28 protein-coding genes are annotated in these 24,110 nt (G+C 31.4%); 10 read left to right on the top strand and 18 right to left on the bottom strand.

What is annotated here, in order from left to right; genetic code table 11:
- Positions 1–19: 19 nt before the first annotated feature.
- A complete protein-coding gene (locus ACNMOQ_RS04835) occupies positions 20–838 on the bottom strand; it encodes a glycosyltransferase (protein WP_064204908.1) in 819 nt (272 codons plus the stop codon).
- A 171-nt stretch (positions 839–1,009) separates the two neighbouring features.
- On the opposite strand from ACNMOQ_RS04835, the gene ACNMOQ_RS04830 reads away from it, so the two are divergent.
- Both ACNMOQ_RS04830 and ACNMOQ_RS04825 read left to right on the top strand, forming a co-directional pair.
- Positions 1,010–2,743, top strand: coding sequence for a pyruvate oxidase (locus ACNMOQ_RS04830; RefSeq protein ID WP_070045777.1), 1,734 nt, complete (start codon positions 1,010–1,012; stop codon positions 2,741–2,743).
- Between the two features lie 266 nt (positions 2,744–3,009).
- Complete coding sequence (locus ACNMOQ_RS04825; RefSeq protein WP_064205432.1) at positions 3,010–4,176, top strand: IS256 family transposase; 1,167 nt, start codon at positions 3,010–3,012, stop codon at positions 4,174–4,176.
- A 602-nt stretch (positions 4,177–4,778) separates the two neighbouring features.
- Here the strand turns inward: ACNMOQ_RS04825 and ACNMOQ_RS04820 are convergent.
- Together ACNMOQ_RS04820 and ACNMOQ_RS04815 are read right to left on the bottom strand one after the other, a co-directional pair.
- Complete coding sequence (locus ACNMOQ_RS04820; protein ID WP_416350300.1) at positions 4,779–5,294, bottom strand: type 1 glutamine amidotransferase domain-containing protein; 516 nt, start codon at positions 5,292–5,294, stop codon at positions 4,779–4,781.
- 102 nt (positions 5,295–5,396) lie between these two features.
- A complete protein-coding gene (locus tag ACNMOQ_RS04815; protein WP_017001206.1) occupies positions 5,397–5,558 on the bottom strand; it encodes an SE1561 family protein in 162 nt (53 codons plus the stop codon).
- A 273-nt stretch (positions 5,559–5,831) separates the two neighbouring features.
- Here ACNMOQ_RS04815 and yfkAB point away from each other — a divergent pair, with 273 nt between their 5' ends.
- The gene (gene yfkAB / locus ACNMOQ_RS04810) at positions 5,832–6,971 is read left to right on the top strand and encodes a radical SAM/CxCxxxxC motif protein YfkAB (protein ID WP_416350299.1); all 1,140 of its coding nucleotides are present in this window, start codon (positions 5,832–5,834) and stop codon (positions 6,969–6,971) included.
- Positions 6,972–7,282: 311 nt separating this feature from the next.
- On the opposite strand, the gene ACNMOQ_RS04805 is transcribed toward yfkAB, so the two are convergent.
- From ACNMOQ_RS04805 to ACNMOQ_RS04790, 4 genes are all read right to left on the bottom strand, one after another.
- Positions 7,283–7,795 carry an acyl-CoA thioesterase gene (locus tag ACNMOQ_RS04805; protein ID WP_064204904.1) on the bottom strand — a complete coding sequence of 171 codons (513 nt, stop codon included), beginning with the start codon at positions 7,793–7,795 and terminating at the stop codon, positions 7,283–7,285.
- Between the two features lie 124 nt (positions 7,796–7,919).
- A complete protein-coding gene (locus ACNMOQ_RS04800) occupies positions 7,920–8,099 on the bottom strand; it encodes a hypothetical protein (RefSeq protein WP_016999024.1) in 180 nt (59 codons plus the stop codon).
- 80 nt (positions 8,100–8,179) lie between these two features.
- Positions 8,180–9,409, bottom strand: a complete 1,230-nt coding sequence (locus ACNMOQ_RS04795; protein WP_416350298.1) for an aminopeptidase — start codon at positions 9,407–9,409, stop codon at positions 8,180–8,182.
- An 18-nt stretch (positions 9,410–9,427) separates the two neighbouring features.
- Positions 9,428–9,631, bottom strand: coding sequence for a DUF1128 family protein (locus tag ACNMOQ_RS04790; RefSeq protein WP_016999026.1), 204 nt, complete (start codon positions 9,629–9,631; stop codon positions 9,428–9,430).
- A gap of 133 nt (positions 9,632–9,764) precedes the next feature.
- On the opposite strand from ACNMOQ_RS04790, the gene ACNMOQ_RS04785 reads away from it, so the two are divergent.
- The 4 genes from ACNMOQ_RS04785 (at position 9,765) to ACNMOQ_RS04770 (ending at position 12,282) form a co-directional block, all read left to right on the top strand.
- On the top strand, positions 9,765–10,130 hold the full coding sequence (locus tag ACNMOQ_RS04785; RefSeq protein ID WP_064204901.1) for a PH domain-containing protein: 366 nt from the start codon (positions 9,765–9,767) through the stop codon (positions 10,128–10,130).
- A 161-nt stretch (positions 10,131–10,291) separates the two neighbouring features.
- On the top strand, positions 10,292–10,591 hold the full coding sequence (locus tag ACNMOQ_RS04780; RefSeq protein WP_016999028.1) for a hypothetical protein: 300 nt from the start codon (positions 10,292–10,294) through the stop codon (positions 10,589–10,591).
- 70 nt (positions 10,592–10,661) lie between these two features.
- Positions 10,662–11,729, top strand: coding sequence for a YihY/virulence factor BrkB family protein (locus tag ACNMOQ_RS04775; RefSeq protein ID WP_064204900.1), 1,068 nt, complete (start codon positions 10,662–10,664; stop codon positions 11,727–11,729).
- The gene (locus tag ACNMOQ_RS04770) at positions 11,713–12,282 is read left to right on the top strand and encodes a beta-class carbonic anhydrase (RefSeq protein ID WP_016999031.1); all 570 of its coding nucleotides are present in this window, start codon (positions 11,713–11,715) and stop codon (positions 12,280–12,282) included. Before ACNMOQ_RS04775 ends, ACNMOQ_RS04770 begins: the two co-directional genes overlap by 17 nt.
- Before the next feature lie 136 nt (positions 12,283–12,418).
- Here the strand turns inward: ACNMOQ_RS04770 and ACNMOQ_RS04765 are convergent, their stop codons facing one another.
- The 5 genes from ACNMOQ_RS04765 to map form a co-directional block, all read right to left on the bottom strand.
- Positions 12,419–13,048 (bottom strand): response regulator transcription factor, encoded by a 630-nt coding sequence (locus ACNMOQ_RS04765; protein WP_016999032.1) that lies wholly within the window; start codon positions 13,046–13,048, stop codon positions 12,419–12,421.
- Positions 13,038–14,081, bottom strand: coding sequence for a sensor histidine kinase (locus ACNMOQ_RS04760; RefSeq protein WP_016999033.1), 1,044 nt, complete (start codon positions 14,079–14,081; stop codon positions 13,038–13,040). The genes ACNMOQ_RS04765 and ACNMOQ_RS04760 overlap by 11 nt, the downstream gene beginning before the upstream one ends.
- Complete coding sequence (gene liaF, locus ACNMOQ_RS04755) at positions 14,078–14,788, bottom strand: cell wall-active antibiotics response protein LiaF (RefSeq protein WP_016999034.1); 711 nt, start codon at positions 14,786–14,788, stop codon at positions 14,078–14,080. Before liaF ends, ACNMOQ_RS04760 begins: the two co-directional genes overlap by 4 nt.
- Positions 14,789–14,803: 15 nt before the next feature.
- A complete protein-coding gene (locus tag ACNMOQ_RS04750) occupies positions 14,804–15,193 on the bottom strand; it encodes a hypothetical protein (protein WP_016999035.1) in 390 nt (129 codons plus the stop codon).
- A 160-nt stretch (positions 15,194–15,353) separates the two neighbouring features.
- A complete protein-coding gene (gene map, locus ACNMOQ_RS04745; protein ID WP_016999036.1) occupies positions 15,354–16,109 on the bottom strand; it encodes a type I methionyl aminopeptidase in 756 nt (251 codons plus the stop codon).
- A gap of 95 nt (positions 16,110–16,204) precedes the next feature.
- Here map and ACNMOQ_RS04740 point away from each other — a divergent pair, with 95 nt between their 5' ends.
- Positions 16,205–17,206, top strand: a complete 1,002-nt coding sequence (locus ACNMOQ_RS04740; RefSeq protein ID WP_016999037.1) for an FUSC family protein — start codon at positions 16,205–16,207, stop codon at positions 17,204–17,206.
- A gap of 55 nt (positions 17,207–17,261) precedes the next feature.
- Here the strand turns inward: ACNMOQ_RS04740 and gatD are convergent, their stop codons facing one another.
- Together gatD and murT are read right to left on the bottom strand one after the other, a co-directional pair.
- Positions 17,262–17,984 (bottom strand): lipid II isoglutaminyl synthase subunit GatD, encoded by a 723-nt coding sequence (gene gatD, locus ACNMOQ_RS04735; RefSeq protein WP_016999038.1) that lies wholly within the window; start codon positions 17,982–17,984, stop codon positions 17,262–17,264.
- Positions 17,984–19,294, bottom strand: a complete 1,311-nt coding sequence (gene murT / locus ACNMOQ_RS04730) for a lipid II isoglutaminyl synthase subunit MurT (RefSeq protein WP_103269089.1) — start codon at positions 19,292–19,294, stop codon at positions 17,984–17,986. Before murT ends, gatD begins: the two co-directional genes overlap by 1 nt.
- Positions 19,295–19,440: 146 nt before the next feature.
- Here murT and ACNMOQ_RS04725 point away from each other — a divergent pair, with 146 nt between their 5' ends.
- Positions 19,441–19,947, top strand: coding sequence for a ferritin (locus ACNMOQ_RS04725; RefSeq protein WP_016999039.1), 507 nt, complete (start codon positions 19,441–19,443; stop codon positions 19,945–19,947).
- Between the two features lie 195 nt (positions 19,948–20,142).
- Positions 20,143–20,706 (top strand): 3'-5' exonuclease, encoded by a 564-nt coding sequence (locus ACNMOQ_RS04720; RefSeq protein ID WP_016999040.1) that lies wholly within the window; start codon positions 20,143–20,145, stop codon positions 20,704–20,706.
- A gap of 40 nt (positions 20,707–20,746) precedes the next feature.
- Here ACNMOQ_RS04720 and ACNMOQ_RS04715 read toward each other — a convergent pair whose 3' ends face one another.
- From ACNMOQ_RS04715 to ACNMOQ_RS04700, 4 genes are all read right to left on the bottom strand, one after another.
- Entirely contained in the window at positions 20,747–20,962 is a 216-nt protein-coding gene (locus tag ACNMOQ_RS04715) for a hypothetical protein (RefSeq protein WP_016999041.1), read from the bottom strand.
- Between the two features lie 112 nt (positions 20,963–21,074).
- Complete coding sequence (gene dinB, locus ACNMOQ_RS04710; protein WP_016999042.1) at positions 21,075–22,142, bottom strand: DNA polymerase IV; 1,068 nt, start codon at positions 22,140–22,142, stop codon at positions 21,075–21,077.
- Between the two features lie 68 nt (positions 22,143–22,210).
- Entirely contained in the window at positions 22,211–22,756 is a 546-nt protein-coding gene (locus ACNMOQ_RS04705) for a DUF3267 domain-containing protein (RefSeq protein ID WP_016999043.1), read from the bottom strand.
- A 95-nt stretch (positions 22,757–22,851) separates the two neighbouring features.
- Positions 22,852–23,988, bottom strand: coding sequence for a PQQ-dependent sugar dehydrogenase (locus ACNMOQ_RS04700; RefSeq protein WP_416350297.1), 1,137 nt, complete (start codon positions 23,986–23,988; stop codon positions 22,852–22,854).
- Positions 23,989–24,110: the final 122 nt, after the last annotated feature.

The following is a 24,110-nucleotide window of genomic DNA, read 5'->3' as shown; positions in this document are numbered from 1 at the left end:
CTTAACCCAGTGTGCTTTGTTATTGGTTTAATTCATTTATAGCTTGTGTATATTGACTATCTGTAATATATTTTTGTTGTTTCATTTTCTCTAATGTTGATTTAATCCTTGTTACATAACTATCACTAATGTTATTAATATCGAAATTTGATGGCGCATTAACAACGCTTGCTAAAATTGCACTTTGTAATACTGTAACTTGTGGTAAATAAGGATTATTTTTATCTACTGTAGCGCCAAAATAATAATTAGCCGCTTCTTCTATAGTATAATTGTTTCCTCCGAAATATATATTATTAACATAAAAACTTAGTATATCATTTTTATCATAAGTATCTTCTACTCGCTTAGCTACAAACATTTCTTTTACTTTACGCGTCATTTGAGTTTCGTTCGTATAAAAATAATTTTTAACGACTTGTTGTGTTATCGTACTACCACCTTGTGTCAATTCACCATTTTTTAATGATACTACTAAAGCTCTTGATACACCTCTTAAGTCTATACCCTCATGATCATAGTACCGTTTATCTTCTACGGCAACGAATGCATTTTTCGTATAATCAGGCATATCTTCAACTTGAACATAAGATGGTTTATCTTCTATTTTTGTTAATTCATCTACGTCCGATGTTCTTGACCACATATACATAACTGCGATATAGAACGCGATAACAAGTATGATTAATATAGCTAAAAATCCAAATAATTTGGACACTTTTTTTCTTTTTCTAGGTTGTATAGGTTCTTGATAGTAGTGTTGATATCTTCTATATTGAACTTCTTCTTCAGAATTTGTTTGAGAAATATCATTTTTCTTATTTTTAAATAGCCCCATCTTTGCGCTCCCTCATTCGTATTTCTTTTATTATTATATCTTGTAATAAGTATTTTAAACACTGGTTTTTACTTAAAAACAAGAAAATCAGTCCGGAGACTTACTTTTACGTATTACTTTTAGCGTATTTGGGTATATATATTAGTATATGCAAACAAGGAGGAATAATGAATGGCAAAAATAAAAGCAAATGCAGCACTTGTACAAGTTTTAAAAAATTGGCAGATTGACCATGTGTATGGAATACCTGGTGATTCAATAGATAAAGTTGTTGATGCTCTTAAAACAGAAGAAGAAGCGATTAAATTTTATCATGTGAGACATGAAGAAGTCGCTGCACTTTCCGCTAGTAGTTATGCTAAGCTAACTGGAAAAATAGCAGTAGCTCTAAGTATAGGCGGACCAGGAGCAATCCATCTATTAAATGGTATGTATGATGCCAAAATGGACAACGTGCCTATGCTTGTATTAGCTGGTCAAACAGACTCAGACAAATTGGGAACAAAATTTTTCCAAGAGGTTGATTTACCAGCATTATTCGAAGATGTTGCCGTTTATAATAAACAAATTGAATCAGCGGAAAACATCCACGAAACAGTTAACGAAGCAATTAAAACAGCATACGCTAAAAAAGGTGTTGCTGTACTTACAATTCCAAGTGATATATTAAGTGGAAAAATAGAAGATAAAGTTCCAAGAGAAACTTATGAATTTCAAAATTCAGTTAAATATGCTGAAGAAAGTGAAGTTCGAAAAGCAGCTGAATTAATTAATAATAGTGAAAAACCTGTTGTATTAACGGGTGTTGGAGCTAAAGATGCAAAAGATGAACTACTCGATTTCATCGATCACATTGATGCGCCGGGTGTAATCACATTACCAGCAAAAGGTATCATCCCTGATAAACACCCTAATTTCATGGGTAATTTAGGTAAAATTGGTACAAAACCAGCTTTCGAAGCTACTAAAGACGCAGACTTATTAATTTTAGTCGGTACTAACTATCCTTATGTAGATTATTTACCTGATAAAGATATACCATGTATTCAAATCGACATTAAACCATCAGTTATTGGCAATCGTTTTAATGTAGATGTTGGTTTAGTTGGCGATACTAAAAATGTACTAGATTCATTAACTAAAGAAGCTAAAAAAGTAAATGACCGTAAATTCCTTAAAGCATGTCAAGAAAATATGAGAACATGGAATAAATGGCTTGAAGAAGATAGAACAGACGATAGCATGCCAATTAGACCTGAAAGATTAATGGCAGAAATTGAAAAAATAGCTACCAAAGATACTGTTTATTCAGTAGATGTTGGTACTTCTACAGTTTGGAGTACACGTTATTTACAGCTAGACCATAATAATCAATTTATTACTTCATCATGGTTAGGTACAATGGGCTGTGCTTTACCAGGAGCAATCGCTAGTAAAATAGCAAATCCTGATAAACAAGCAATCGCAATTACCGGTGACGGTGGTTTATCTATGGTTATGCATGACTTTGTAACAGCCGTACTATACAAACTACCAATCATTGTTGTCGTATTAAATAACCAAGAGCTTTCCTTCATTAAATATGAACAACAGGCAGCTGGTGAATTAGAATACGCTATCGATTTAGGAGATATAGACTTCGCTAGATTTGCTGATAGTTGTGGTGGTATCGGTTATAACGTTTCAGATGTAGAAGATATTGCACCAACATTAGAAAAAGCAAAACGAGCAGATAAACCAGTAATCGTTAATGTAAGAGTAGATCCAGATGCTGCCCCACTACCAGGAAAAATCGTTTGGGATGAAGCACGAGGCTATGCGAAATTCGAAATTAGAACAGCGTTAGAAGAAAACAGATTAGAAAAAATGCCACCATTAAAAACATTAATTAGAAGATTCTTCTAAATTAATAGTCTAATTAGAAGAGCTTAGGACATAAATCCTAACTCAAAATAAATAGCATCTCCTTTCACTGATTTATTCAGTTAGAAACGAGATGCTATTTTTATATTGGCAGTAGCTGACTGTACGGGCTTGTTTATTTTTTCTTGCACGTTAGACAGACATTTCTTGAATATGTCCATATAATTGTGTAATAAAAAAAGAGCCAAATATAGCTCACTTTAGTACAATGTAATCGACTAAGAAAATATTGTAGAGGTGACCTATATATGACTCAGTTAAATATTAACGTAGACTTTGAAGAATTGGCAAGTGCTATTTTAGAAAGTAATTTAAATACTGCTATGAAAAGTATAGCTGTAACTGTATTAAATGCTTATATGGAAATGGAAAGAGATCAGTTTGTGAACGCTGATTTCAAACAAAAGCATCCTGAAAGGATTGCACAACGAAATGGCTACTATGAACGTGATTTTATGATTCCAGTCGGAACACTTCATTTAAAAGTACCTAGAACGCGTGATGGCGAATTTACAACTGAAGTTTTTGATCAATATTCTCGCTCTGATCAATCACTGATTTTAGCGATGATAGAAGCTTATATTAATGGCGTTTCAACTAGAAACATCACGAAAATTGTAGAGGCTCTGGCAGGTAAATCTGTTTCGAAATCTACGATTTCAGAAGTTATGAAAAATATTGACCCCGATATTCAAAAGTGGTCGAGTAGACCTATTACTAGTCATCAGTACAGATATGTATTTGTTGATGCCATGCATATTAAAGTTAGAGAGAATAATAAAATAGTTTCTAAAGGCGTTTATATAGCTATGGGAGTAAATGAACTTAAAAGACGTGAAATTATTGGTTTTAAAATTTCTAATCAAGAATCTGAACAGGCTTGGTCTGAGTTCTTTGAAGATTTAAGAATGCGTGGCCTCACAACTCCTGAGCTCATTATTTCTGATGCACATTCTGGTCTTATTAAGTCTATTAAATCACAATTTATAGATTCAACTTGGCAACGTTGTACATTTCATCTTCTTAAAAACATCATTGAAAGATTCCCAAAAAAGAATTCACAAGAGGCAAGAACATTACTTAAATCTATTTTTCAAGCTCCTACATATCAACATGCGCTTGAAAGTAAAAATGAATTTGTAACTAAGTATGAAAATAATCCTAAGTATTCAGAAGCTTTAAATATATTAGATCAGGGCTTCGAAGATGCCACACAGTTTTATAGATTTCCAGCACAACACCATAAGAATATACGAACTACTAACTCTATTGAAAATATAAATATGCAGCTTAGAAAAAGAGAGAAAGTCATTAAGACTTTCCCTAACCTAGACTCAGCTTTTAGATTAATTGGTGCATTACTCATGGATATTCAAGAAAATCTAGATAATGCTAAAAGACCTTTTATTCCTTAAACTTACTACTTATTTTTGAAAAATAAGTAGAGATTAACAAAATGAATCTGCTAAAAATCAAACAGATTTATTTTGTTAATACATTCTAAAAAACCAAAGGTTGATTACTTCTAAAGATATTACACATAAATATGGACTTGACTCATTTCTTATAAATTTCATGTGTATTTTATATAAATCAGCCTAATTTATACCGCTAACGTGCTTGTTTTATAACTCTTGCTCGTTAGAAATTGTAACGGGCTTGTCTTTTTTTTCTTGCACGTTAGACAGACGTTTCTTATAAATATCATGTGAAATTCATATTAATTAACCTAATTTATACCGCTAACGTGCTTGTTTTATAAGTCTTGCTCGTTAGAAATTGTAACGGGCTTGTTTATTTTTTCTTGCACGTTAGACAGACGTTTCTTATAAATATCATGTGAAATTCATATTAATTAACCTAATTTATACCGCTAACGTGCTTGTTTTATAAGTCTTGCTCGTTAGAAATTGTAACGGGCTTGTTTATACTTTCTTGCACGTTAGCCATCATTTCCTTTTAAGATTTACCACATAAAAAAACCACCCACCGTAATGGTGAGTGGCAATTAAAGCATTTATTGAAGCAATGCAAGTGATTCACGGCTAAAGTCTTCTAAGTCATCTGGTGTACGACTTGTGACGATGCCATTGTCAACGACTACAGATTCGTCAACGACTTTTGCACCTGCATTTTGTAAATCTTTACGAACTGATAAGAAACTTGTTAAAGTTCTACCATTTAATAAATCAGTATCAATTAATAATTGAGGTCCATGACAAATTGCGAATGAAGGTTTCTCTTCTTGTACGAAATGTTTTACGAATTCTCCAAAACGTCCTTTTTCATCTCCACGTAATAAATCAGGAGAAAAGCCACCAGGAATCAAGACTGCATCATAGTCTGCTGCATTTGCTTCATCTATACCAACGTCTACTTTAACTTTTTCGCCTTTTTTACCAGTGATTTCTTTACCTTTTTCTTCACCTACAACAACAACTTCGTGTCCTGCGTCTGTTAATGCTTTTTGTGGGCTTGTTAATTCAACGTCTTCAAATAAGTCAGTTACAACTGCTGCTACTTTCTTACTCATAATATCAATCTCTTCCTTTCATAATGTGTCTACTCTCTGTATACCACATATCTGAAATTATAAACTTATTTCAAGTTTATTTTATGATAGGAAGACACCGTATTAGTCTTGCATAGCTTGAACTTTTTTCTCTAATTCATCTAATAATGCAATCCATTCATCCACATCAGAAACTTCCATATCTTCTGGATTCATTGCTTCAATTTCATCTAAAAAATCATATAATCTTTGTTTAATATCAGTCAAAGACGTCTTTTGGGTCATATTGATACTCCTTTTAATGTTTTTAATAATATTATTATGAATGATTACAAGTATAAAAACAATGATAATCCAGTATTGGCATTCATTCCTACATAAATAACCAAAGCTAAAGGCCCATCACAGAGCGAAATAAGCATTTGACAAAAAGCTTGAAGAGATGGAAAATAAAAAATCGAGAGAGTAAACAAAAGTTTATTTTATTCAAAGTTAACGATAGTGCTATAAAATGAATGATGTTAAACAGGTATCATTCAAGATGAAAGGATTTTATAAATGGCAATACATAGTGGTTTAAAGAAGAAAAAAATAACAATTAATAACGACCCTTGGGAAGCTTATAATGACATAGATGAACATGGCTCACTTCAACTAAGTAATATTGAATTTACAACTACGACTTTATGTAATATGAGATGTGCGCATTGTGCAGTTGGCTACACTTTACAATTGAGAGACCCTGACACTTTACCGATGGATTTAATTTTAAAAAGATTAGACGAAGTTCCTCATCTAAAAACAATCTCTATTACTGGCGGAGAGCCAATGTTTAGTAAAAAGTCTATTAGAGAAACAGTGGTACCTCTTTTAAAATATGCATATGATAGAGGTATTTATACTCAGATGAATTCTAACTTAACACTGCCTTTAGATCGTTATTTAGAAATTGCTGAATACATAGATGTGATGCATATTTCTCACAACTGGGGTACGATTGATGAATTCAGTGAAGTCGGCTTCCACGTAATGGACAAGAAACCACCTTTAAAGGCACGCTATAAACTTTACGAACAAATGATTCAAAACTCAGCTACCTTGTCAGAACAAGGCATGTTTGTATCAGCTGAAACAATGTTAAACCGTAACACTAAACCTTATTTGAAAAAGATTCATAATGAGATTGTACATGATATGAAATGTAGCCGACATGAAATACACCCGATGTACCCATCAGATTTTGCTAGTCAGTTAAACATCATGACATTAGATGAAATGAAGGAAACTATACATGATATTTTAGACTTTAGAGATAAAGATACTTGGATGTTAATTGGCACATTACCATTTTATCCATGCTTCTTAAATGAATCGGATCAGTACTTGTTAAATCGTTTGAATCAAGCTGAAAATGTCACTTTACGAAATGACCCTGATGGTCGAAGTAGATTGAATGTTAGTGTATTTTCTGGAGATGTTATCGTTACAGATTTCGGTGATGAAACTGGATCAATCGCAAATATTAAACAAGATAAATTAGAAGATGTTTACCAAACATGGATGAATTCGTCACTAGCAAAATCTTTAAATTGTCATTGTCCAAAAGTTAAATGTTTAGGTCCTAACTTACTTGTAAAAGATATGTATTATAAAGATGTAGACTTTAAGGCAAATGAGCATAGAATGAATCACTTATAAAAAGATTTCCTAATCCTAGCTTGTTTTAGATTTATCGGACCGTATTTTACATTTGCGGTTCGATATTTTTTATTTATCGACCTGTATTTTGCGTTTGCGGTTCGATGTTTTTTATTTATCGGACCGTATTTTACATTCCATATACTTCTTACATAAAATCCTCATCTCTGATTTTTCATTACAACATAGTTAAAAGAAAGATTTTTACATGATTTGCAATAAATATAAGAAAAACAGTAGAAATTCAATATTAAAATTGAATTTCTACTGTTTTTGGATTTTCAGGACATTTATGACCAAGCCTAACTTTATTAAATATATAGTTTTGTCGACATAAATTCTAACGTTCTCTTGCTTTCGTCTCTTCTTTCGTGTCTTAAATTCACACGATCTTTAGCTGTTTCGTAAAACCACTTTTCATCTTCTGTTTCTGGATAAATAGCTGGTACTTTAACTTTTTTACCATTTTCGTCTAGTGCAACAAATGTTAAAAAGCTATATGCAGCTAAGTGTTTATTTTGGTTAATATTATCTTCACTGACAACTTTCACGCAAATTTCCATAGAAGAAGTGCCAGCATATGTAACGAATGAAACTAAAGAAAGTACTTCTCCAGTTCTAATCGGTTGAATAAAATCTACAGAATCAATAGATGCTGTAACTACTGAATTTCCACTATGTCTCATCGCTGCAATAGCAGCTATTTCATCGATTTCTGCAATTAATTTACCACCGAACATAGTATTATGATGATTTGTATCTTCAGGAAAAATCTGAATAGATTTAACGCTTCTTGATTCTGTCATGCCTTTACTTTCTTTCATTATTACATCCCCCTATTAAAAACTATGTAATTTAAAAATCTTGATATATTTAATACAGTTCTCTACTACCTATATAATATTTTAGGCTGAGACATAAATAATGTCTCAGCCTCATTAAAATTGATTAATGATAATGTTCTTCGTCATCGAAAACTTTCTTTTCTAGTGCTTCTTCTGCTGTATCAATACGTACTGATTCTTTGCCATCGAATGTTTTCGATAAATATAACATGATTGCTCCACCGAATGTAAAGATAGAGAAAACAAAAGCAATCATTACTGCCCATTCCATAGGTGTACTCATGATAACCCCTCCTTAGAATAACAAACTTTACAATTTTATTTATCTTTATTATACATGATGTTTTAGCAATTGGCTATGTTTTAAAATGCCCAGTTACCATCTCTAAAGACTGGTTCTCTCTCACCATTTTCTAAAATACCATCGATTGATAAATCTTTACTACCTATCATAAAGTCAACATGTGTCATAGAGTCATTTAAGCCATTTTCAGCTAGTTCTTCTTCTGTCATATTTTTACCATCTTCAATACAGAATGCATAAGCTGAACCAAGAGCAATGTGGCATGAGGCATTTTCATCAAATAATGTATTATAGAATAAAGCATTCATGTTAGATATCGGTGAATCTACTGGCACAAGTGCTACTTCACCTAATCTTTTAGCACCTTCATCTGTTTCTAAAATACCTTTTAATATTTCTTCACCTACACCAGCTTTATAATCAACAACTTCTCCGTCTTTAAAAGTAATCGTGAAATCATCGATGATATTACCGGAATGGCTCAATGGTAAAGTGTTTTTAACAGTTCCATTTACACCATTTTTATGCGGTGCAGTAAATACTTCTTCAGTTGGCATATTAGCAACAAATGAATTACCTTTAGAGTTTACTGAGCTAGCACCGCTCCAATATTGAAGTTTCGGTAATTCAATTGTTAAATCTGTGCCTTCAGATTTATAATGCAACGCTTTATACTTTTTATTATTTAAGTATTCAGCCTTCTCATGTAATGTCTTATCATGCTCTTCCCAAGCTTTAACCGGATCTTCTTGGTCAACACGTACTGTTTTTAATATTGTTTCTAATAGTTTATCAAACGCTTCTTGATCATCTAAATCTGGGTACATCATTTTTGCCCATCCAACAGAAGGATAAGCAGCAACGCACCAGCTTACTTTATCACTTTGAATAGCTACCATATAATCTTTAAATGCTTTACCACTTGCTGCCATAGCTTTATTAATTTTCTTCGGATCAGCATCTTTTAGGCTATCAGGACTTGAAGATATAAGCGATAAGAAAGCTGCTTTTCTATCTAAGTAATCTAATCTTTCATCGACTACATATTGTTTAATTTCACTAAAGAATTCTTCTGGTTCATATTTATATTTCAATTGTTGTAATCGATCATCTTTATATTTAACTTGTACGTCTTCTGCGCCAACTTTATAAGCTTCTTCAACTAACAAGTGAACGAATGAACTTGATTCAATAGATGCTTGAATATAGACAGGTTCCCCTTTTTGTACATTCAAACCGACTTTGACTAATAATTCTGCATAATTTTGTAAGTCTTTCTCATATCCCATATTGATAACCACCCTCTGCTATTTTCTTAATTCACCTAATGCTTGAGTAATTGCACTCATCTCACTTGCTGAAATGTTTTTTCTAGACATAACCATAGTATGAATATCTTTTAATTCCTCTTTCTTTTCTTCTGGAATTGCGTCTTTATTTAACACACTCGTGTTTACTAGACGTAATTTTTCTTTTAAATCATCTACCATTTGTTCAATTGTTTCTGTCATTTGTTATCATCCTTTCAGAATAAGTTTAGCAAAAAGTACATATAATTAAAATAGTGAAACTATACATTAACTTTACAATATATATTAAGATTATATACAATAAAATCAAGTAATTTAATAGGAGTGATATAAGATGGCAGTTCAAGAGATACTTTCATGGACACTATTTGAAAAAATAGACATTCCAAATGAAATTAATCAATATCTCGCTAATGGTGAAGAAGCTTATAGTGCTTTCAAAACATTTAGAGATACGGCAGTCTTTACTAATAAACGCATTATAATTCGTGATTTACAAGGTATAAGTGGCAAAAAAATCGAAACTTATTCCATACCATACAGTATAGTTTTAATGTGGTCTACAGAAAACGCAGGTAAATTTTTAGACTTAAACGGAGAAATAACCTTGTGGACTAAAGCTGGCCAATTTAAAATTAAAATCGGAAAAAATCTTGATATTATGCCATTCGAAAAGTTACTATCAAACGCTTTATTGTAGATTATTTGTGTTTACAATATCACATTAATGGGAATGAATGTAATTAGTTAAATTTTAAATAATAAATGATGCCTATGTAAACAAATTTTATGCATTTATATGATATGATATGTAGGTCGAAGATATTTATTTAGATTAATATATTGAAAGGGGAAAACATTATGCAAAACAAATTAGTTCCTGCAATTTTGATTGGTGGCGCTATCGGTGCAGCAATTGCATTAGCAGATAAAAACACACGTCAATCATTATCAAATCAAGTACAAAATATTAAAGAAGGTAACACTTCTAGAGAGCCTTCTAAATTCGATCAAATTAAAGACGAAGTTTTATATTGGAAAGATGTAATAGAAGAAATTCGTCGTAAAAACCCAGAGTTAGAACAATCTATTATGGATGCGAAAGACACATTCATTGAGAAGAAAAATAACAGACAAATCTCAGGTCCAAATCATTCATAAATTTTAAAAGACTAGGCTTCTTTAAGCGACCTAGTCTTTTTTAACATTAAATATAATTAGGAGAATTTTTATGGCAAAAGATAAATCTAGCTCAAAGTTTTTAGAACAAGCTAAACACTTTAAAGATGAACAAAAAAAGTCTATAAAAAAAGAAAACTATATTCAACCTCAAGTGTTTGAATCTAAAACACCAAAAAAAGATAATCAAATATTTTTTGTATCAAAAATAAATAAGCCGGCAAAATACACTAAAAATGGTAATATTTTAACTACGTTATTATATAGAATTAGTAAAGATAATGCTACAGGTTTAGCTGCACAGCTATCTTACTACTTCTTATTAGCATTATTCCCTACACTTATCTTTATATTAACATTGATTCCGTTGTTCCAAATTAGTCCAGATACAATTACGAACATGATTTCGGAAAATGCTCCTGGCGATACAGCTAAACTGATTACCGGTATAATTGATGACGTCATGCAGAACGCTAGTGGCGGCCTATTCTCATTCGGTTTAATTGCGGCGCTTTGGTCCGCATCAAACGGAATGACAGCTTTAATGAACGCATTTAATGTTGCATATGATGTCGAAGACGGCCGTAATGCAATCGTATTAAAAATAATGAGTGTGTTCTTCACAATCATTATGGTTGTTGTATTTGGTTTAGCAATTGCATTACCAATATTTGGACAACAACTTGGTAATCTATTATTTGGTCCACTTGGTTTAGAATCTGAATTACGTTGGATCTTTAGTTTAATTAAATTTGTGTTACCACTAATCGTGACATTTATAGTATTTATGACGCTTTACGCTTTAGCTCCAAATATTAAAATTAAATTACTTTCAGTAATTCCTGGTGCTGCCTTTACTACAATTGTATGGTTAGGCTCAAGTGCCCTATTTGGACTATATGTTAATAACTTTGCTAACTACTCAAAAACATATGGTAGTATCGGAGGTATTATCGTGTTAATGTTATGGTTATTCTTAACAGGATTAATCATTATCATTGGAGCAGAAATAAATGCTGTTTTACATCAAAAGAAAATGCTTAAACATGGGCCACCAGAACAGCAAACTTTTGATAATATAGCAGAAAATGGTGAGATGACGAATGCCTCTATTGAATGATATTTTAAAATTCAATCAGACCTTTGTGGCAAACAAAGAATATGAGAACTTTATTACTACAAAAACACCTAACGCAAAAGCAGTTATATTAACTTGTATGGATACACGGCTTACCGAACTATCAACAAAAGCATTAGGCTTTAAAAACGGTGATGTTAAAGTCGTTAAAAATGCAGGTGCTACTATATCGCATCCATATGGATCAACAATGCGAAGTTTATTAGTGGCAATATACGCTCTTGGCGCAGAAGAAATTATTATAATGGGTCATAAAGATTGCGGAATGGGTAACCTTGATGTAGGTTCAGTAATTGAAACTATGAAAAGTCGTGGTGTTACTCAAGATACATTAAATACGATTCAACACTCTGGCATTGACATTCAACGATTTTTAAGAGGATTTGATGATGTAATACAGAACATTGAATCGAACATACAAAAAATTTATAATCATCCATTATTCGACCAATCAATTCCGATACATGGATTAGTCATTGATCCACATGACGGGTCATTGGAACTTATACAAAACGGTTATGACGCTATTAAATAGCACTTTAACTTGTAAAATACTATTAGAGATTTAAATATCAATCACATAGTCAAAATAATGCTGCTACTTCGTTGAATTTTAGTCAACCGAGTAGCAGCATTTATTTATATATGATTTTGTATGTGTGTACTTATTTTTAATTTATCAAATTGTGTTGAAAAGCGTAAATAACAGCTTGTGTTCTATCTTGTACTTCTAATTTACTCAAAATATTACTTACATGTGTTTTTACAGTTTTAATCGTAATATGTGAAGCACTAGCAATTTCTTGATTAGAATAGCCTTTTGCAATTAATAATAGTATTTCCATTTCGCGATCTGTGAGCATCTCAAATAATTCAGCTTTTTGATTCATACGGTTACGCATTTTAACTAATACTTCCGCTTCAAATACTGATTCTTTATTATAAGTTTTACGAATAGCATTAGCGATATCATCTGCTGAAGTTGTCTTTAAAATATAACTATCAACTCCTGCATCTAAAGCTTGATATACTTCATTGTCATCTATAAAACTTGTTAACATCACAATTTTAACGCTTGGCTGGTGTTGCTTAATATATTGAGTTGCTTCGATACCGTTCATATCATCCATCACTAAATCCATTAATATTATATCTGGTTTCAGTTCTTCTGCTTTCTCGATTCCTTCTCTACCAGAAGCAGCTTCACCCACTACTGAGATATCTTCTTGTGTTGATAAATAACTTGATATACCTATTCTTACCATTTCGTGATCATCAACGAATAATACTCTAATTGTCATACTCTTCCTCCTTATTATTCGGTACCTTCACTTCTATTCTCGTTCCTGAATTAGGCATAGAAATAATATTAAGTGTTGCGCCAATTTCAAGTGCACGTTCATTCATAGTATTTAAACCATAGCTTTGAGGATCTCTTTTAGATGTGTCAAAGCCTACGCCATCATCTTGTAATCTTAAAATAACGTAATCGCTTGTTTCGATTAATTCTATTGATAACTTCGTACCTTTAGAGTGACGTAATGTATTTGAAATTGCTTCTTGCGTTATTCTAAACAAGTGGTCTTCAGTACCTTTAGCAATTTCTATATCCTCTATATCATAAACAACTTTCATAGGTATTTTTTGTTTTAAATCGACGACTAAATCTTTAATACCTTCACCTAATGATTTGTTTTTTAAACCTAATGGTCTTAAATGGAGTAACAATGCTCTCATTTCAAGTTGTGAATCTTGAATCATCTTTTCTAATAAATTAACTTGTTTTGCTAAAGGATCGGTTAATTCAGTAGATTTAATAGCAGATAACATCATGCTCGCAGCAAATAATTGTTGGCTGACGGAATCATGTAGTTCTCTAGCTAATCTTTGTCTTTCGTCTTCTATAATTTTCTTTACAACAGAATCTTGCATTTGGTAAGACTCATTAATAATTTGTTGAGATTTCAACCTTAATGTATAAAGTTCTTCATGTAATGGGATTAAAGTTTGATAAATTTCTAACGTTTCTTTGTGTAAATCTATTTCATGATTATTAACGCCCAACACTTCACCTTGAAAAGAACGTTCTAATTGTTCTTTAATCCAATGGTGTTGCTGATTAATCTTATAAGCTACTGCTGAACCTATGATAATACAAAGAAGTATAACAACAATATTAACGAATAAAAAGGCAGGTATACCCATTATTTGTGTATAAAACAAACCTTGAAAATAAATAATGTTAATAAATATTCGATCTAAGAAAAACAATACAACTACAATTGAATAAACAAGTATTAACATTGAACCAATGATACGTGAATAGTTATTCATCGGAAAATCACCTCAACATCTCCCATAAATGTTGAGTAAAATATATTCACTTTAAATGTATTTTTGTGACTATTAACGTTGTAGTGTACAGTTTCATTTTTAACTCTGTAAACTTCGTCATTTAAATATAATCTACCAAAAAGAGCTGTAACATGTACATTAACTTGGTAATTATATGGTACGATAACTTGAGTTTTACCTATAAGTTGCCTTACAACTATTACATTGTTTTCGGATAAATTGGCAGCTAAAGATAAATCTAATTCTACATCTCCTACAGCTTGTTGAATTTGGATATCATCCCATTTATATATGTAGTGAGGTGTTTTTTGAGGTAAGAACCAACGTTGTTTAATGAAAGACTCATTTATGTTTTCGTTAGCTGTCGTTTCGACATGCTCGACTTTCAAAGGTTTTTTCCTGTATATGATATAGCGAATCACTAAAAATATTAAAAATAAAAATAAAATCATAAGCATATACGGGTTTGAAAGTAACGCATAAATTAACAAGATAGCCCCTATCCAAAATAAAATTAGACCTCTTAATTTATGGAAGTATAAATAGCCTACATAAATAAAAATCATGCCCGTTATTACAACAAGCAGTAATCCTATTTTTTCAAAGAAGATATAGTAAATATTCGATAATAAAATTAAAATTGTTAATACAATTAATAATTCTGTCGATATAAATTTATTCTTCAATCTACCACTCCTATTTTAGAGAAGCGAATTCATTTGTGTGAGCATTGACCGCTCAGCTACAGCATGTGCAATTTGATCTAAAGTACGTTTTATCGTTTCTTCAATCTTTGCTGAATCACTTTCTAACATATTGATTTGTTTTTGTAACCATACTAAATCATGGTCTTCTAATTTTTTGGCATACGTAATTTTAAAGTCTTCTATTTTGTCCATATACTTATTGTCTAATTCTAAAGTATACTTTTCAATTAGTTCAAATAAGTTTTGACGCTTTTGTTCTAAATATAAAATATATTCTTCCATTGCTTTTATTTTAACATCTAATTGCTTTGCACATGTATCTAAACTTTCATAATAAGAAACAAGAATAAGTTGCTTTAATTGATTTGAAACAACATTAAACATAGAATCACCTATTTCTTTCAGATTAACCTCTATTATAAAATGTTATTAAAAATCTCGAAATGGACCTAGGAACCAACTTTCTATAGGTCCTTAGTCTTAGAAAAGAAAGTATATAGAATGAATTAGGCTGAGACATTGATCAATGTCTCAGCCTCTGTTTTTAGTCTTCTAATTTCGTTAATAATAATGGTCCATCTTTAGTAACAACTATAGTATGTTCTATTTGAGCGACAAAACTTTTATCTTTTGTCTCAAATGCCCATTCATTTTTACCATCGCCAACAATTGTAGCGTTTGATGAAATAAACGGTTCAACTGCTAACACCATTCCTTCTTTTAGCAATTGCTTTTCTAAAGGATCAAAATAGTTCATAACATGTTGTGGTGAGTCATGTAGTGAACGACCAACACCATGGCCAGTTAAGTTTTTAATTACTTTCAAGCCATTCTTTCTTGCTGTAGAATTTACAGCTCTACCAATTTGAGATAATTTAGTGCCTGGTTTAATCTTTTTCATTGCTTCTTCAAAAGCCATTGCTGCAACATCTACTACAAGTTGTTTTTTAGGATCATCTGCTTCTCCTACAACGAAAGAAATACCTGTGTCAGCATAGTATCCATTCTTTCTTGCTGAAACATCTATATTAACTAAATCACCTTCATTGATTACACGGTTACCAGGAATACCATGCGCAACTTCTTCATTTACACTTATACATGTATAACCAGGAAAATCATATTCTGCGATAGGAGCAGATTCTGCTTCTAATTCCTCAAATCTTTCCTTCGCTATGTTATCCAACTCTTTAGTTGTAATTCCGGGTTTCGTTGCTTCTTTCAATTCATCACGAATTATTGCACAGATTCTGCCTATTTCTTTAAGGCCTTCAAGTTCTTCATTGTTTTGAATAATCATTTAAATCCCGTTCTTTCTTTTAAATTTTTTTGTCGTCTTTATTATATCAGAAAATACATGGTATACTATAAAAAAATGATTTCGGAGTTTTGTATATGAAAGAAAATTGGTTAATCAGATTTATAGGTGCAAGAATTATCAAAACAGGTTTAGCTACATTTTTAACTGCACTAATATGTATGGTTTTGAATTTAAATCCCATTTTTGCGGTTATAACATCAATTGTCACAATAGAACCTACAGCAAAAGCATCTTTAAAAAAAGCTTTTGTCCGCTTCCCAGCTTCTATATTAGGCGCATTTATAGCAGTAATCAGTACATATTTCTTCGGTGAGTCGCCATTAAGTTATTCTTTGGCTGCTACAGTAACTATATTTGTATGTTACCAACTTAAACTTATAGATGGTATGCTAGTAGCTGCTATTACAGCGGTTGCAATGGTGCCTGTTATCCATGATGCTTTTGTATATAACTTTATATCTCGTTTAGCAACAACGACAATCGGGTTAACAACAGCAGGTTTAGTAAACTTCATCATATTACCACCAAAATATATTACACAAATTGAAAACATAAATAAAAATATGGAACGTCGTATTTTAGAAATTTACATAAACAGATTAAAAGAATTACTCATTGGAGAATATGAATCCAATATATCAATGAAACAAATGACTTCATTGCAACAGTCAGCAACAAAAATAGAACAATTGATTAAATATCAAAAAGAAGAATATGATTATCACCGTACAAAAAAAGAATCTAAAGCATATATTAGAAAAGTCGAAATGGCCTATCACACAAATAGATTATTGAATTCTCATTTATTAAATCTCATTTATTTACCTGAAGAAACATTCATAACGTTTACTGAAAATGAAAGAAGAGCAATTTCTAATTTAATCATTTCTTATAAAGATTTATTAAATCATAAAGAATTTAAAAAGCAGAAAAAAGCCGCATCTATCCTTAAAAACAGCGTTAAAGGCCTCGATGAATTTGATGAAAACCAAATAAAAAGCCATATCATATACGAAATCTTAATGATAAACCGAATTATAAACGATCGTTTTTCTAATATAACGAAAAAGGGTTAAAGTAATAAAACAAAAGTCTGGGACATTGATAATGTCCCAGACTTTTGTTTTTATATTATTTTTCTTTTAACAACCTATTTATAATAGCTCGTTTTGCTGCTTCTTCAACTGAATTATCTAATTCTTCTGGACTGAATTCAATCCCTTTTCTTTCACAAGCTTTTTTCAATAAATAATCAGTAATTTCATGATTTTTTGGTAATATTGGTCCATGTAAATACGTACCTATTAAGTTTTTATAATGTATACCTTCTTTTTTATCTGTATCATTATTTCCGTACCCATTTATAACTTTACCAAGTGATGGATATTCATGATATGTACGACCACCATGGTTCTCAAAACCAACAATTTGACCAAATGTTTCAGACTCCATAACAATATCTCCAGTAAGCCTTTGTTTTTTAGATTCAGTATATATGTCTAAAATATTTAAGCCTTCAAGTCTCGTACCGTCTGGCGTTACATATTCAGAACCTAAAAATTGATAACCACCACAAATCGTTAATGTTGGCAAGCCGTCTTCGATTGCGTCTTTTAGTTGTGTTTTAATTTTCTTAAGTTGTTCAGTAGCAAGACTTTGTTCTCTGTCACTACCTCCTCCAATAAAGAAAATATCACAATCATCCAAACTCAAACCTTCTGTATCTATAATATCTACGACTTCTACTTTAATATTGCGCCATTTAGCACGTTGCTTTAAAGCAATAATATTACCGATATCTCCGTAAAGATTTAATTTATCTGGCATAAAATGAAATATTTTTATCGCTGACATTATACTTCCTCCTTAAACGCTCTATTTAGTACACGATGCATCGGAGATAGTGAAGTATAGTTAGGTATAGCAACAGTAAATTGAGGATACTCCATTGACATTCCAGTCGCTTTTTCAATAGACTTTTCAATGATAATGTCTGCATCTACTTCTGCATATTTTAATCTAAGTGCTAGTTCTTCAGCTCTTTGTCCCGTACATATAACTGCTTTTATATTTTGGCGTGATAACTTTTCAAAGTCCGCATCGTAAATCCAAGAAATATCTCTACCATCAGCTCCATTATCATTTAAACTGATAATGTATACTTTCTCCGAATCTATTTGTTCACCTACTGATAGACTAGCATTTAAACCAGCTGGATTTTTAGCTAAGTTAATTAATACTTCTTTATGACGATTTTTGTAATATTGCATACGGCCATTATCAGACGTATAAGATTCAAACCCGGCATTAATACTCTTATCGTTCAACCCTAATTCCCTTAAAACTGTATATGCAGCAACAACATTAAACACGTTGTAGTCTCCAGCTATTTTCATATCAAAAATAGTACCATTTATACCTGCATCTATAAATGGCTCTTGTTTAAAGGAGGAAACTTCATATTTAGGTTTTTCACGTTTAAATCCACAAACACAATCATAATGGCCAATTTGATTGTAATGAACATGTTTGTAATTTAATAATCGACCACAATTCGGGCAATATTTACTTTCAACCATCGTACTTTGTTCAAATTCATGAATGCCCGCTTTCATGCCGTAGTATATAACTTCATCACTAGCAATTTTTAATCTACTTACGAATGGATCATCAGCATTTAATAATAGTTTAATACCCCTACCTTTAATTGTATTAGCTATATTATCGACCATTGTATCAATCTCGCCAAATCTATCCATCTGGTCTCTAAAGAAGTTTGTTACGACCATCATCGTTGGTGTCATTTCTTTCAATACTCTTGGTATTGAACCTTCATCAATTTCGATAATAGCAATTTTAGTATCTTTATTAGACTGAATAACAAAGCTTGAAGTAATACCCGCTGCCATATTGGCACCTTCATTATTATGTATTATATTTATATTATTTTTCTTTAAAGTATGGCCAATTAAATTGGAAGTAGTCGTCTTACCATTTGTTCCACTTATCATTACAATTTCATCAACATCATTTGCTAACTTTCTTAATATAAGTGGATCTATCTTACGAGCGACTTGTCCCGGAAGGTCGGTACCTTGTTTTCCCATTTTTCTACTTGCAAACCTAGCAAGTTTAGCCATATTTTTCGCAACATACTTCTTCATACGTTACCTCCTTATTCTGTCATATTATTATAACACGTTCAAAAGCTTTTAAAAAAGACTTTCACTAAGTTAAAACATTGGTATACCCTTACAAATAATGTATAATAAATATATAAACAAGTTTATTATAGAAGGGAAGATTTTAAATGTTATCTAAAAATATACTAGACGCTTTAAACAATCAATTAAATCACGAGTTTTATGCAGCACACGCATATATGGCTATGGCAGCATATTGTGCGGATAAGAGTTATGACGGTTTTGCAAACTTCTATATTCAACAAGCTAAAGAAGAACGTTTTCACGGTATGAAAATTTATAATTATATAAATGACCGTGGTGAAAAAGCTATCTTTACATCATTAGAAGCTCCAAAGACTGAATTTAATTCATTATTAGAAACATTTAAAGATGGCCTTGAACAAGAAAGAGATGTAACACGACGCTTCTATAACTTATCGGAAATCGCTAAAAATGAAAATGACTTTGCGACTATTTCGTTCTTAAATTGGTTCTTAGATGAACAAGTTGAAGAAGAATCAATGTTTGAAACACACATTGACTACTTAGAAAGAATCCAAGAAGATAATAACGCACTATTTATATATGAAAAAGAATTAGCTGCTCGTCAATTTGATGAAGATGGTGAATGATTCTTAAGATAAGTAAAGGTCTAGGACATAAATGTCCTAGACCTTTTTATATTGCAATTTTAAAGTTGAACGTTGCACGTGAATCTCGTCTTGCAACATTCGCCCTCCCCACCATCTTTATTTTTATCATTTCGAACAATTTTATTTACATTTTCATTATATATCCATATAATGACTTTCAAAGGAAGTGATTGAATGTCTTCATTTGTCGCGTTAGATTTTGAAACGGCTAACGGCAATCCTGAAAGTATTTGTTCAATAGGAATGGTTAAAGTTGTTGACCATCAAATTACTGAAGATTTTTATACTTTAGTTAATCCTAAAGATTATTTTTCTAAATTTAATATTAAAATTCATAAAATACAACCATCTGATGTGGAAAGCTCCCCTACTTTTGATGTAGTCTTCCCTTATATGATGGACTTCATAGGCGATTTACCTGTTGTCGCACACAATGCAAAATTTGATATGAATGTATTATTTAAATCGCTTATCAAATTGAATATAGAAATACCCGATATGACATATTTTTGTTCTTGTATATTAGCAAGAAAAACAGTAAATAATCATAGATACGGTTTAGCGCATATGATGTCTTATTATAATATTGATTTTAAAGGTCATCACCACGCTCTTAACGATGCAAAAGCATGTGCAATTATCACTTATAGATTGTTGCAACACTATCAAGATTTAAACAGTGTCATAAACATTTACGGTAAAACTTTATCTGACAAAAAATATGTATATAAAAAATAGGGAAACAACTTAATTAAAAGTTGCTTCCCTATTTTTTATTTTATTCTTTGTGCTGAAATTCTTTTTTAATATCTCTTTTAAGACTTGCTTTATTGACTGGTCTTTCTAATTTTCGATCTGCCCAGAATAATAATAAAGCGATAGCAACAATACCTATTAATTTAACAATATCAAAACTTCCTGTATCGATTGTACTCTTTACAAAAAGTAAAATCATTAATACTGTTATTCCGATAATAGCAAATTTAAATTTCATATCAATCTCTACTTTCTGAATAATGAATAAATACCCGTTCAATGTGATTTCAAAACTTAATCACAATCTATATTAGGATACTAGTACTTTAACACTTTATCAAGTTTTCTACTTATAAAAAGTCATATATCGTCAAATTCCGGTATGTTTTAGACACTAAATTTCCTATTGAAACACCAATTAATCTAATTGCTGTATCTTGATCTTTAAGACTGTTATATAGTTCATATGCAATGTTATATATTTCTACTTCATCATGTACAGGGTTATTCACACTTGTTTGTTTAGACAATGTTTCAAAATTATGAGTTTTCATTTTCACCGTTATAGTACGACCTGCAAGTTCGTGCTTATCTGCTCTAACAGCTACTTCCCCACTTAAAGTACGTATTTTATTTAATATGAAATCATCATCATTTTGGTCTGTTTCAAAAGTAGTTTCTCTACCTATAGACTTTCTAATTCTTACTGGTTTAACAGGTGAGTTATCAATTCCTCTTACTTTATTATAAAAACTCAATCCTCTTTTCCCAAACATTTGAATGAGTTCCATTTGACTATAATCATATAAATCTTGACCAGTATGGATGTTCAATTCTTTCATTTTTTCTTCAGTCACTTTACCTACTCCTGCAAATTTACCTATTGGTAGTGACATCAATAAGTCATGTGTGTTCTCATAATTTATAACTGTTCTACCACTCGGCTTGTTCATACCACTAGCAAGTTTTGCTAAAAATTTATTATACGAAACACCTGCCGAAGAAGTAAGTTGTGTCTTATCGTAAATGTCTCTTTGAAGATATTGAGCAATAGTAGAGGCTGATAAATCTCTGCGAACTAGTTCAGTTACATCTAAATATGCTTCATCTAAAGATAATGGTTCAACTATATCAGTATAACTTTTAAATATCTCCATAATTTCATTAGAAACTTCTCTATAATGATTAATTCTAGGCCGAACATAATAACCATCAGGACATAATTGATGGGCTCTAGCCATAGGCATCGCAGAATGTACACCATATTCCCTAGCTTCATAGCTTGCAGTTGATACAACGCCACGTCCAGAAGCTCTACCACCGATGATAACCGGTTTACCTTTTAACTTTGGATTATCCCTCACTTCTACTTGAGCAAAGAATGCATCCATATCTATATGAATGATTCGACGTTCCATCTTAAACACCTCTATAAAAAATAGGAATATGGTTTCCCAAATTCCTATATATTATAACAAAAATTGTATTAAGTTGTTGAAGATATGTTTTTCTTGTCAGTATATAAATTTATGCCTACATCAGTATCTTCGATATATTTCATTTGTTGATGATTATATAAAACTTGCACCATATAGAAATCCCCTATACAAGCTGCACCATGGAATGCAAAAATATATATAATCGAACTTAATTTCAACCATAATAGTACCAAAAGTAAACCAATACTAATAATTACAAATGGAGCTAGCGCGATGGTATAAAATTGTCTACGTGTAAATATTTCTTTTGGCATAGATGCGTAGAACATACCACTTTTGTAACCGTATTTTACTTTTTTCGATGGTTGAAAAATTTTAAAACAAATACCATGAATAAGTTCATGAATAAATATTAAAATTATTAAACCAATAACACCTACAATAATATTTCTAAGAATACCTTCTTCTTGTATATATATAAAATTCGCCATTACTTTAAAACCAATTAATACGAGTGAAAGAAATAGGACAAATTGTAATAATGCTAATCGTTTTAATATAGAAGTGCTATTGAGTAAGTCAATTTTTAACATACAATTCCTCCATCAGATTGAATCTCTTTATCCGTCCCCTCATATTATAGATTAAAAACGATATTAATTCTATTCTTAATTTAACTTATTTGATATTATTTTAATTGGTTTAATGGTATTTTATATAGCTTATCATCATTATCAGAAGGATTACCTCTACCATCTGAATTATTACTAATGAAATACAACGTTTCTCCTTCAATCATGACATCTCGAATACGTCCGTGATCTGTAATGACCTTTTTAACTTTATCATTTTTAGTGTCAAATTCTAGAACTGCTTCACCTCTTAAAGCTGCAGAATAGATTTTCCCATCATGGTAAGCTAAACCTGAAGGAGCCCATGTTTCATCTGCTCCAGAAGTAAATAATGGTGACACCATACCATCTTTTTCTTCATTCCCTTCTATAACCGGCCAACCATAATTTTTACCTTTCTTTATGTCATTAATTTCATCATTAGCTAAGTCTCCGTGCTCGCTAGCATAAAGCTTATTATCTGAAGGCCACACAAGACCTTGCGGATTTCTATGACCATAACTATAAACATATGAATTTGAAAATGCATTATCTTTCGGTTTACTACCATCTAAATTTAATCTTAAAATCTTGCCACCTAAAGAATCTTTATATTGTGCAATTTCATCATTTGCAGCGTCACCAGTAGTAGCATACAACTTATCATCAGGACCAATCTTCAATCGACCACCATGATGGAAATCTCCACACGGAATTTTGTCTAATAATACTTCCTCTTCTTCCCATGAGTCACCATCTAACTTCAATTTTACAATTCTGTTAAACTGCCCTTCGTTGCCTTCATACGTATAATAAGCATAAGCTTCATTGGATTCTTTAAAGTCAGGTGCCAACACAAAGCCTAATAATCCCGCTTCAGCAGCAGTTGCAATCTTCTCATCTAAGTTCACCTTTTGATCAGTCTTCTGATTACCCTCAATCTTAACAATCTTGCCAGGACGCTCAGTTAAATAAAAAGTATTATCCATCTTCTCAATAGACCAAGGTGTGTTCAAACCATCAACCACAGTCTCCATACCTTTAGATTCCTCATCATTAGACTTCTTCTCATCCGAATCACTTTGTTGTTTATTAGAATCATTTTGCTTTTCATCACTACTCTCTTCAGTCTTATTCACACTCTCCTCAGAATCATTACCACAAGCCGTTAATAAAAAACTTACAGAAATAGCACTTGCCAACATTCGTTTCATAAACAACCCTCCTTAACTTATTTATACAGATGAATGCGTTTACAAACAATAATATCGCTCAAAATAATAAAAAACAACCAGCTAATAAACTGGTTGTATGTTTAATAATATCTATTTATTTG

This window comes from Mammaliicoccus lentus, assembly GCF_947036595.1.
GTDB lineage: Bacteria > Bacillota > Bacilli > Staphylococcales > Staphylococcaceae > Mammaliicoccus > Mammaliicoccus lentus.
Note: the sequence above shows the minus strand (reverse complement) of the source record. Positions and strands in the feature narration are given on the sequence as shown.

Coding starts and splice junctions, on each gene's coding strand:
- ACNMOQ_RS04815 (WP_017001206.1), bottom strand. CDS start 5,558: ATGACCCAAAAGACGTCTTTGACTGATATTAAACAAAGATTATATGAT.
- ACNMOQ_RS04805 (WP_064204904.1), bottom strand. CDS start 7,795: ATGAAAGAAAGTAAAGGCATGACAGAATCAAGAAGCGTTAAATCTATT.
- ACNMOQ_RS04820 (WP_416350300.1), bottom strand. CDS start 5,294: ATGAGTAAGAAAGTAGCAGCAGTTGTAACTGACTTATTTGAAGACGTT.
- ACNMOQ_RS04700 (WP_416350297.1), bottom strand. CDS start 23,988: ATGAAACGAATGTTGGCAAGTGCTATTTCTGTAAGTTTTTTATTAACG.
- gatD (WP_016999038.1), bottom strand. CDS start 17,984: ATGTCAGCGATAAAAATATTTCATTTTATGCCAGATAAATTAAATCTT.
- ACNMOQ_RS04720 (WP_016999040.1), top strand. CDS start 20,143: ATGTCTTCATTTGTCGCGTTAGATTTTGAAACGGCTAACGGCAATCCT.
- ACNMOQ_RS04825 (WP_064205432.1), top strand. CDS start 3,010: ATGACTCAGTTAAATATTAACGTAGACTTTGAAGAATTGGCAAGTGCT.
- ACNMOQ_RS04795 (WP_416350298.1), bottom strand. CDS start 9,409: ATGGGATATGAGAAAGACTTACAAAATTATGCAGAATTATTAGTCAAA.
- ACNMOQ_RS04725 (WP_016999039.1), top strand. CDS start 19,441: ATGTTATCTAAAAATATACTAGACGCTTTAAACAATCAATTAAATCAC.
- murT (WP_103269089.1), bottom strand. CDS start 19,294: ATGAAGAAGTATGTTGCGAAAAATATGGCTAAACTTGCTAGGTTTGCA.
- ACNMOQ_RS04715 (WP_016999041.1), bottom strand. CDS start 20,962: ATGAAATTTAAATTTGCTATTATCGGAATAACAGTATTAATGATTTTA.
- ACNMOQ_RS04800 (WP_016999024.1), bottom strand. CDS start 8,099: ATGAGTACACCTATGGAATGGGCAGTAATGATTGCTTTTGTTTTCTCT.
- ACNMOQ_RS04770 (WP_016999031.1), top strand. CDS start 11,713: ATGCCTCTATTGAATGATATTTTAAAATTCAATCAGACCTTTGTGGCA.
- ACNMOQ_RS04830 (WP_070045777.1), top strand. CDS start 1,010: ATGGCAAAAATAAAAGCAAATGCAGCACTTGTACAAGTTTTAAAAAAT.
- ACNMOQ_RS04780 (WP_016999028.1), top strand. CDS start 10,292: ATGCAAAACAAATTAGTTCCTGCAATTTTGATTGGTGGCGCTATCGGT.
- ACNMOQ_RS04775 (WP_064204900.1), top strand. CDS start 10,662: ATGGCAAAAGATAAATCTAGCTCAAAGTTTTTAGAACAAGCTAAACAC.
- ACNMOQ_RS04835 (WP_064204908.1), bottom strand. CDS start 838: ATGGGGCTATTTAAAAATAAGAAAAATGATATTTCTCAAACAAATTCT.
- ACNMOQ_RS04705 (WP_016999043.1), bottom strand. CDS start 22,756: ATGTTAAAAATTGACTTACTCAATAGCACTTCTATATTAAAACGATTA.
- yfkAB (WP_416350299.1), top strand. CDS start 5,832: ATGGCAATACATAGTGGTTTAAAGAAGAAAAAAATAACAATTAATAAC.
- ACNMOQ_RS04785 (WP_064204901.1), top strand. CDS start 9,765: ATGGCAGTTCAAGAGATACTTTCATGGACACTATTTGAAAAAATAGAC.
- ACNMOQ_RS04760 (WP_016999033.1), bottom strand. CDS start 14,081: ATGAATAACTATTCACGTATCATTGGTTCAATGTTAATACTTGTTTAT.
- map (WP_016999036.1), bottom strand. CDS start 16,109: ATGATTATTCAAAACAATGAAGAACTTGAAGGCCTTAAAGAAATAGGC.
- dinB (WP_016999042.1), bottom strand. CDS start 22,142: ATGGAACGTCGAATCATTCATATAGATATGGATGCATTCTTTGCTCAA.
- ACNMOQ_RS04750 (WP_016999035.1), bottom strand. CDS start 15,193: ATGTTTAATGTTGTTTCAAATCAATTAAAGCAACTTATTCTTGTTTCT.
- ACNMOQ_RS04790 (WP_016999026.1), bottom strand. CDS start 9,631: ATGACAGAAACAATTGAACAAATGGTAGATGATTTAAAAGAAAAATTA.
- ACNMOQ_RS04740 (WP_016999037.1), top strand. CDS start 16,205: ATGAAAGAAAATTGGTTAATCAGATTTATAGGTGCAAGAATTATCAAA.
- ACNMOQ_RS04765 (WP_016999032.1), bottom strand. CDS start 13,048: ATGACAATTAGAGTATTATTCGTTGATGATCACGAAATGGTAAGAATA.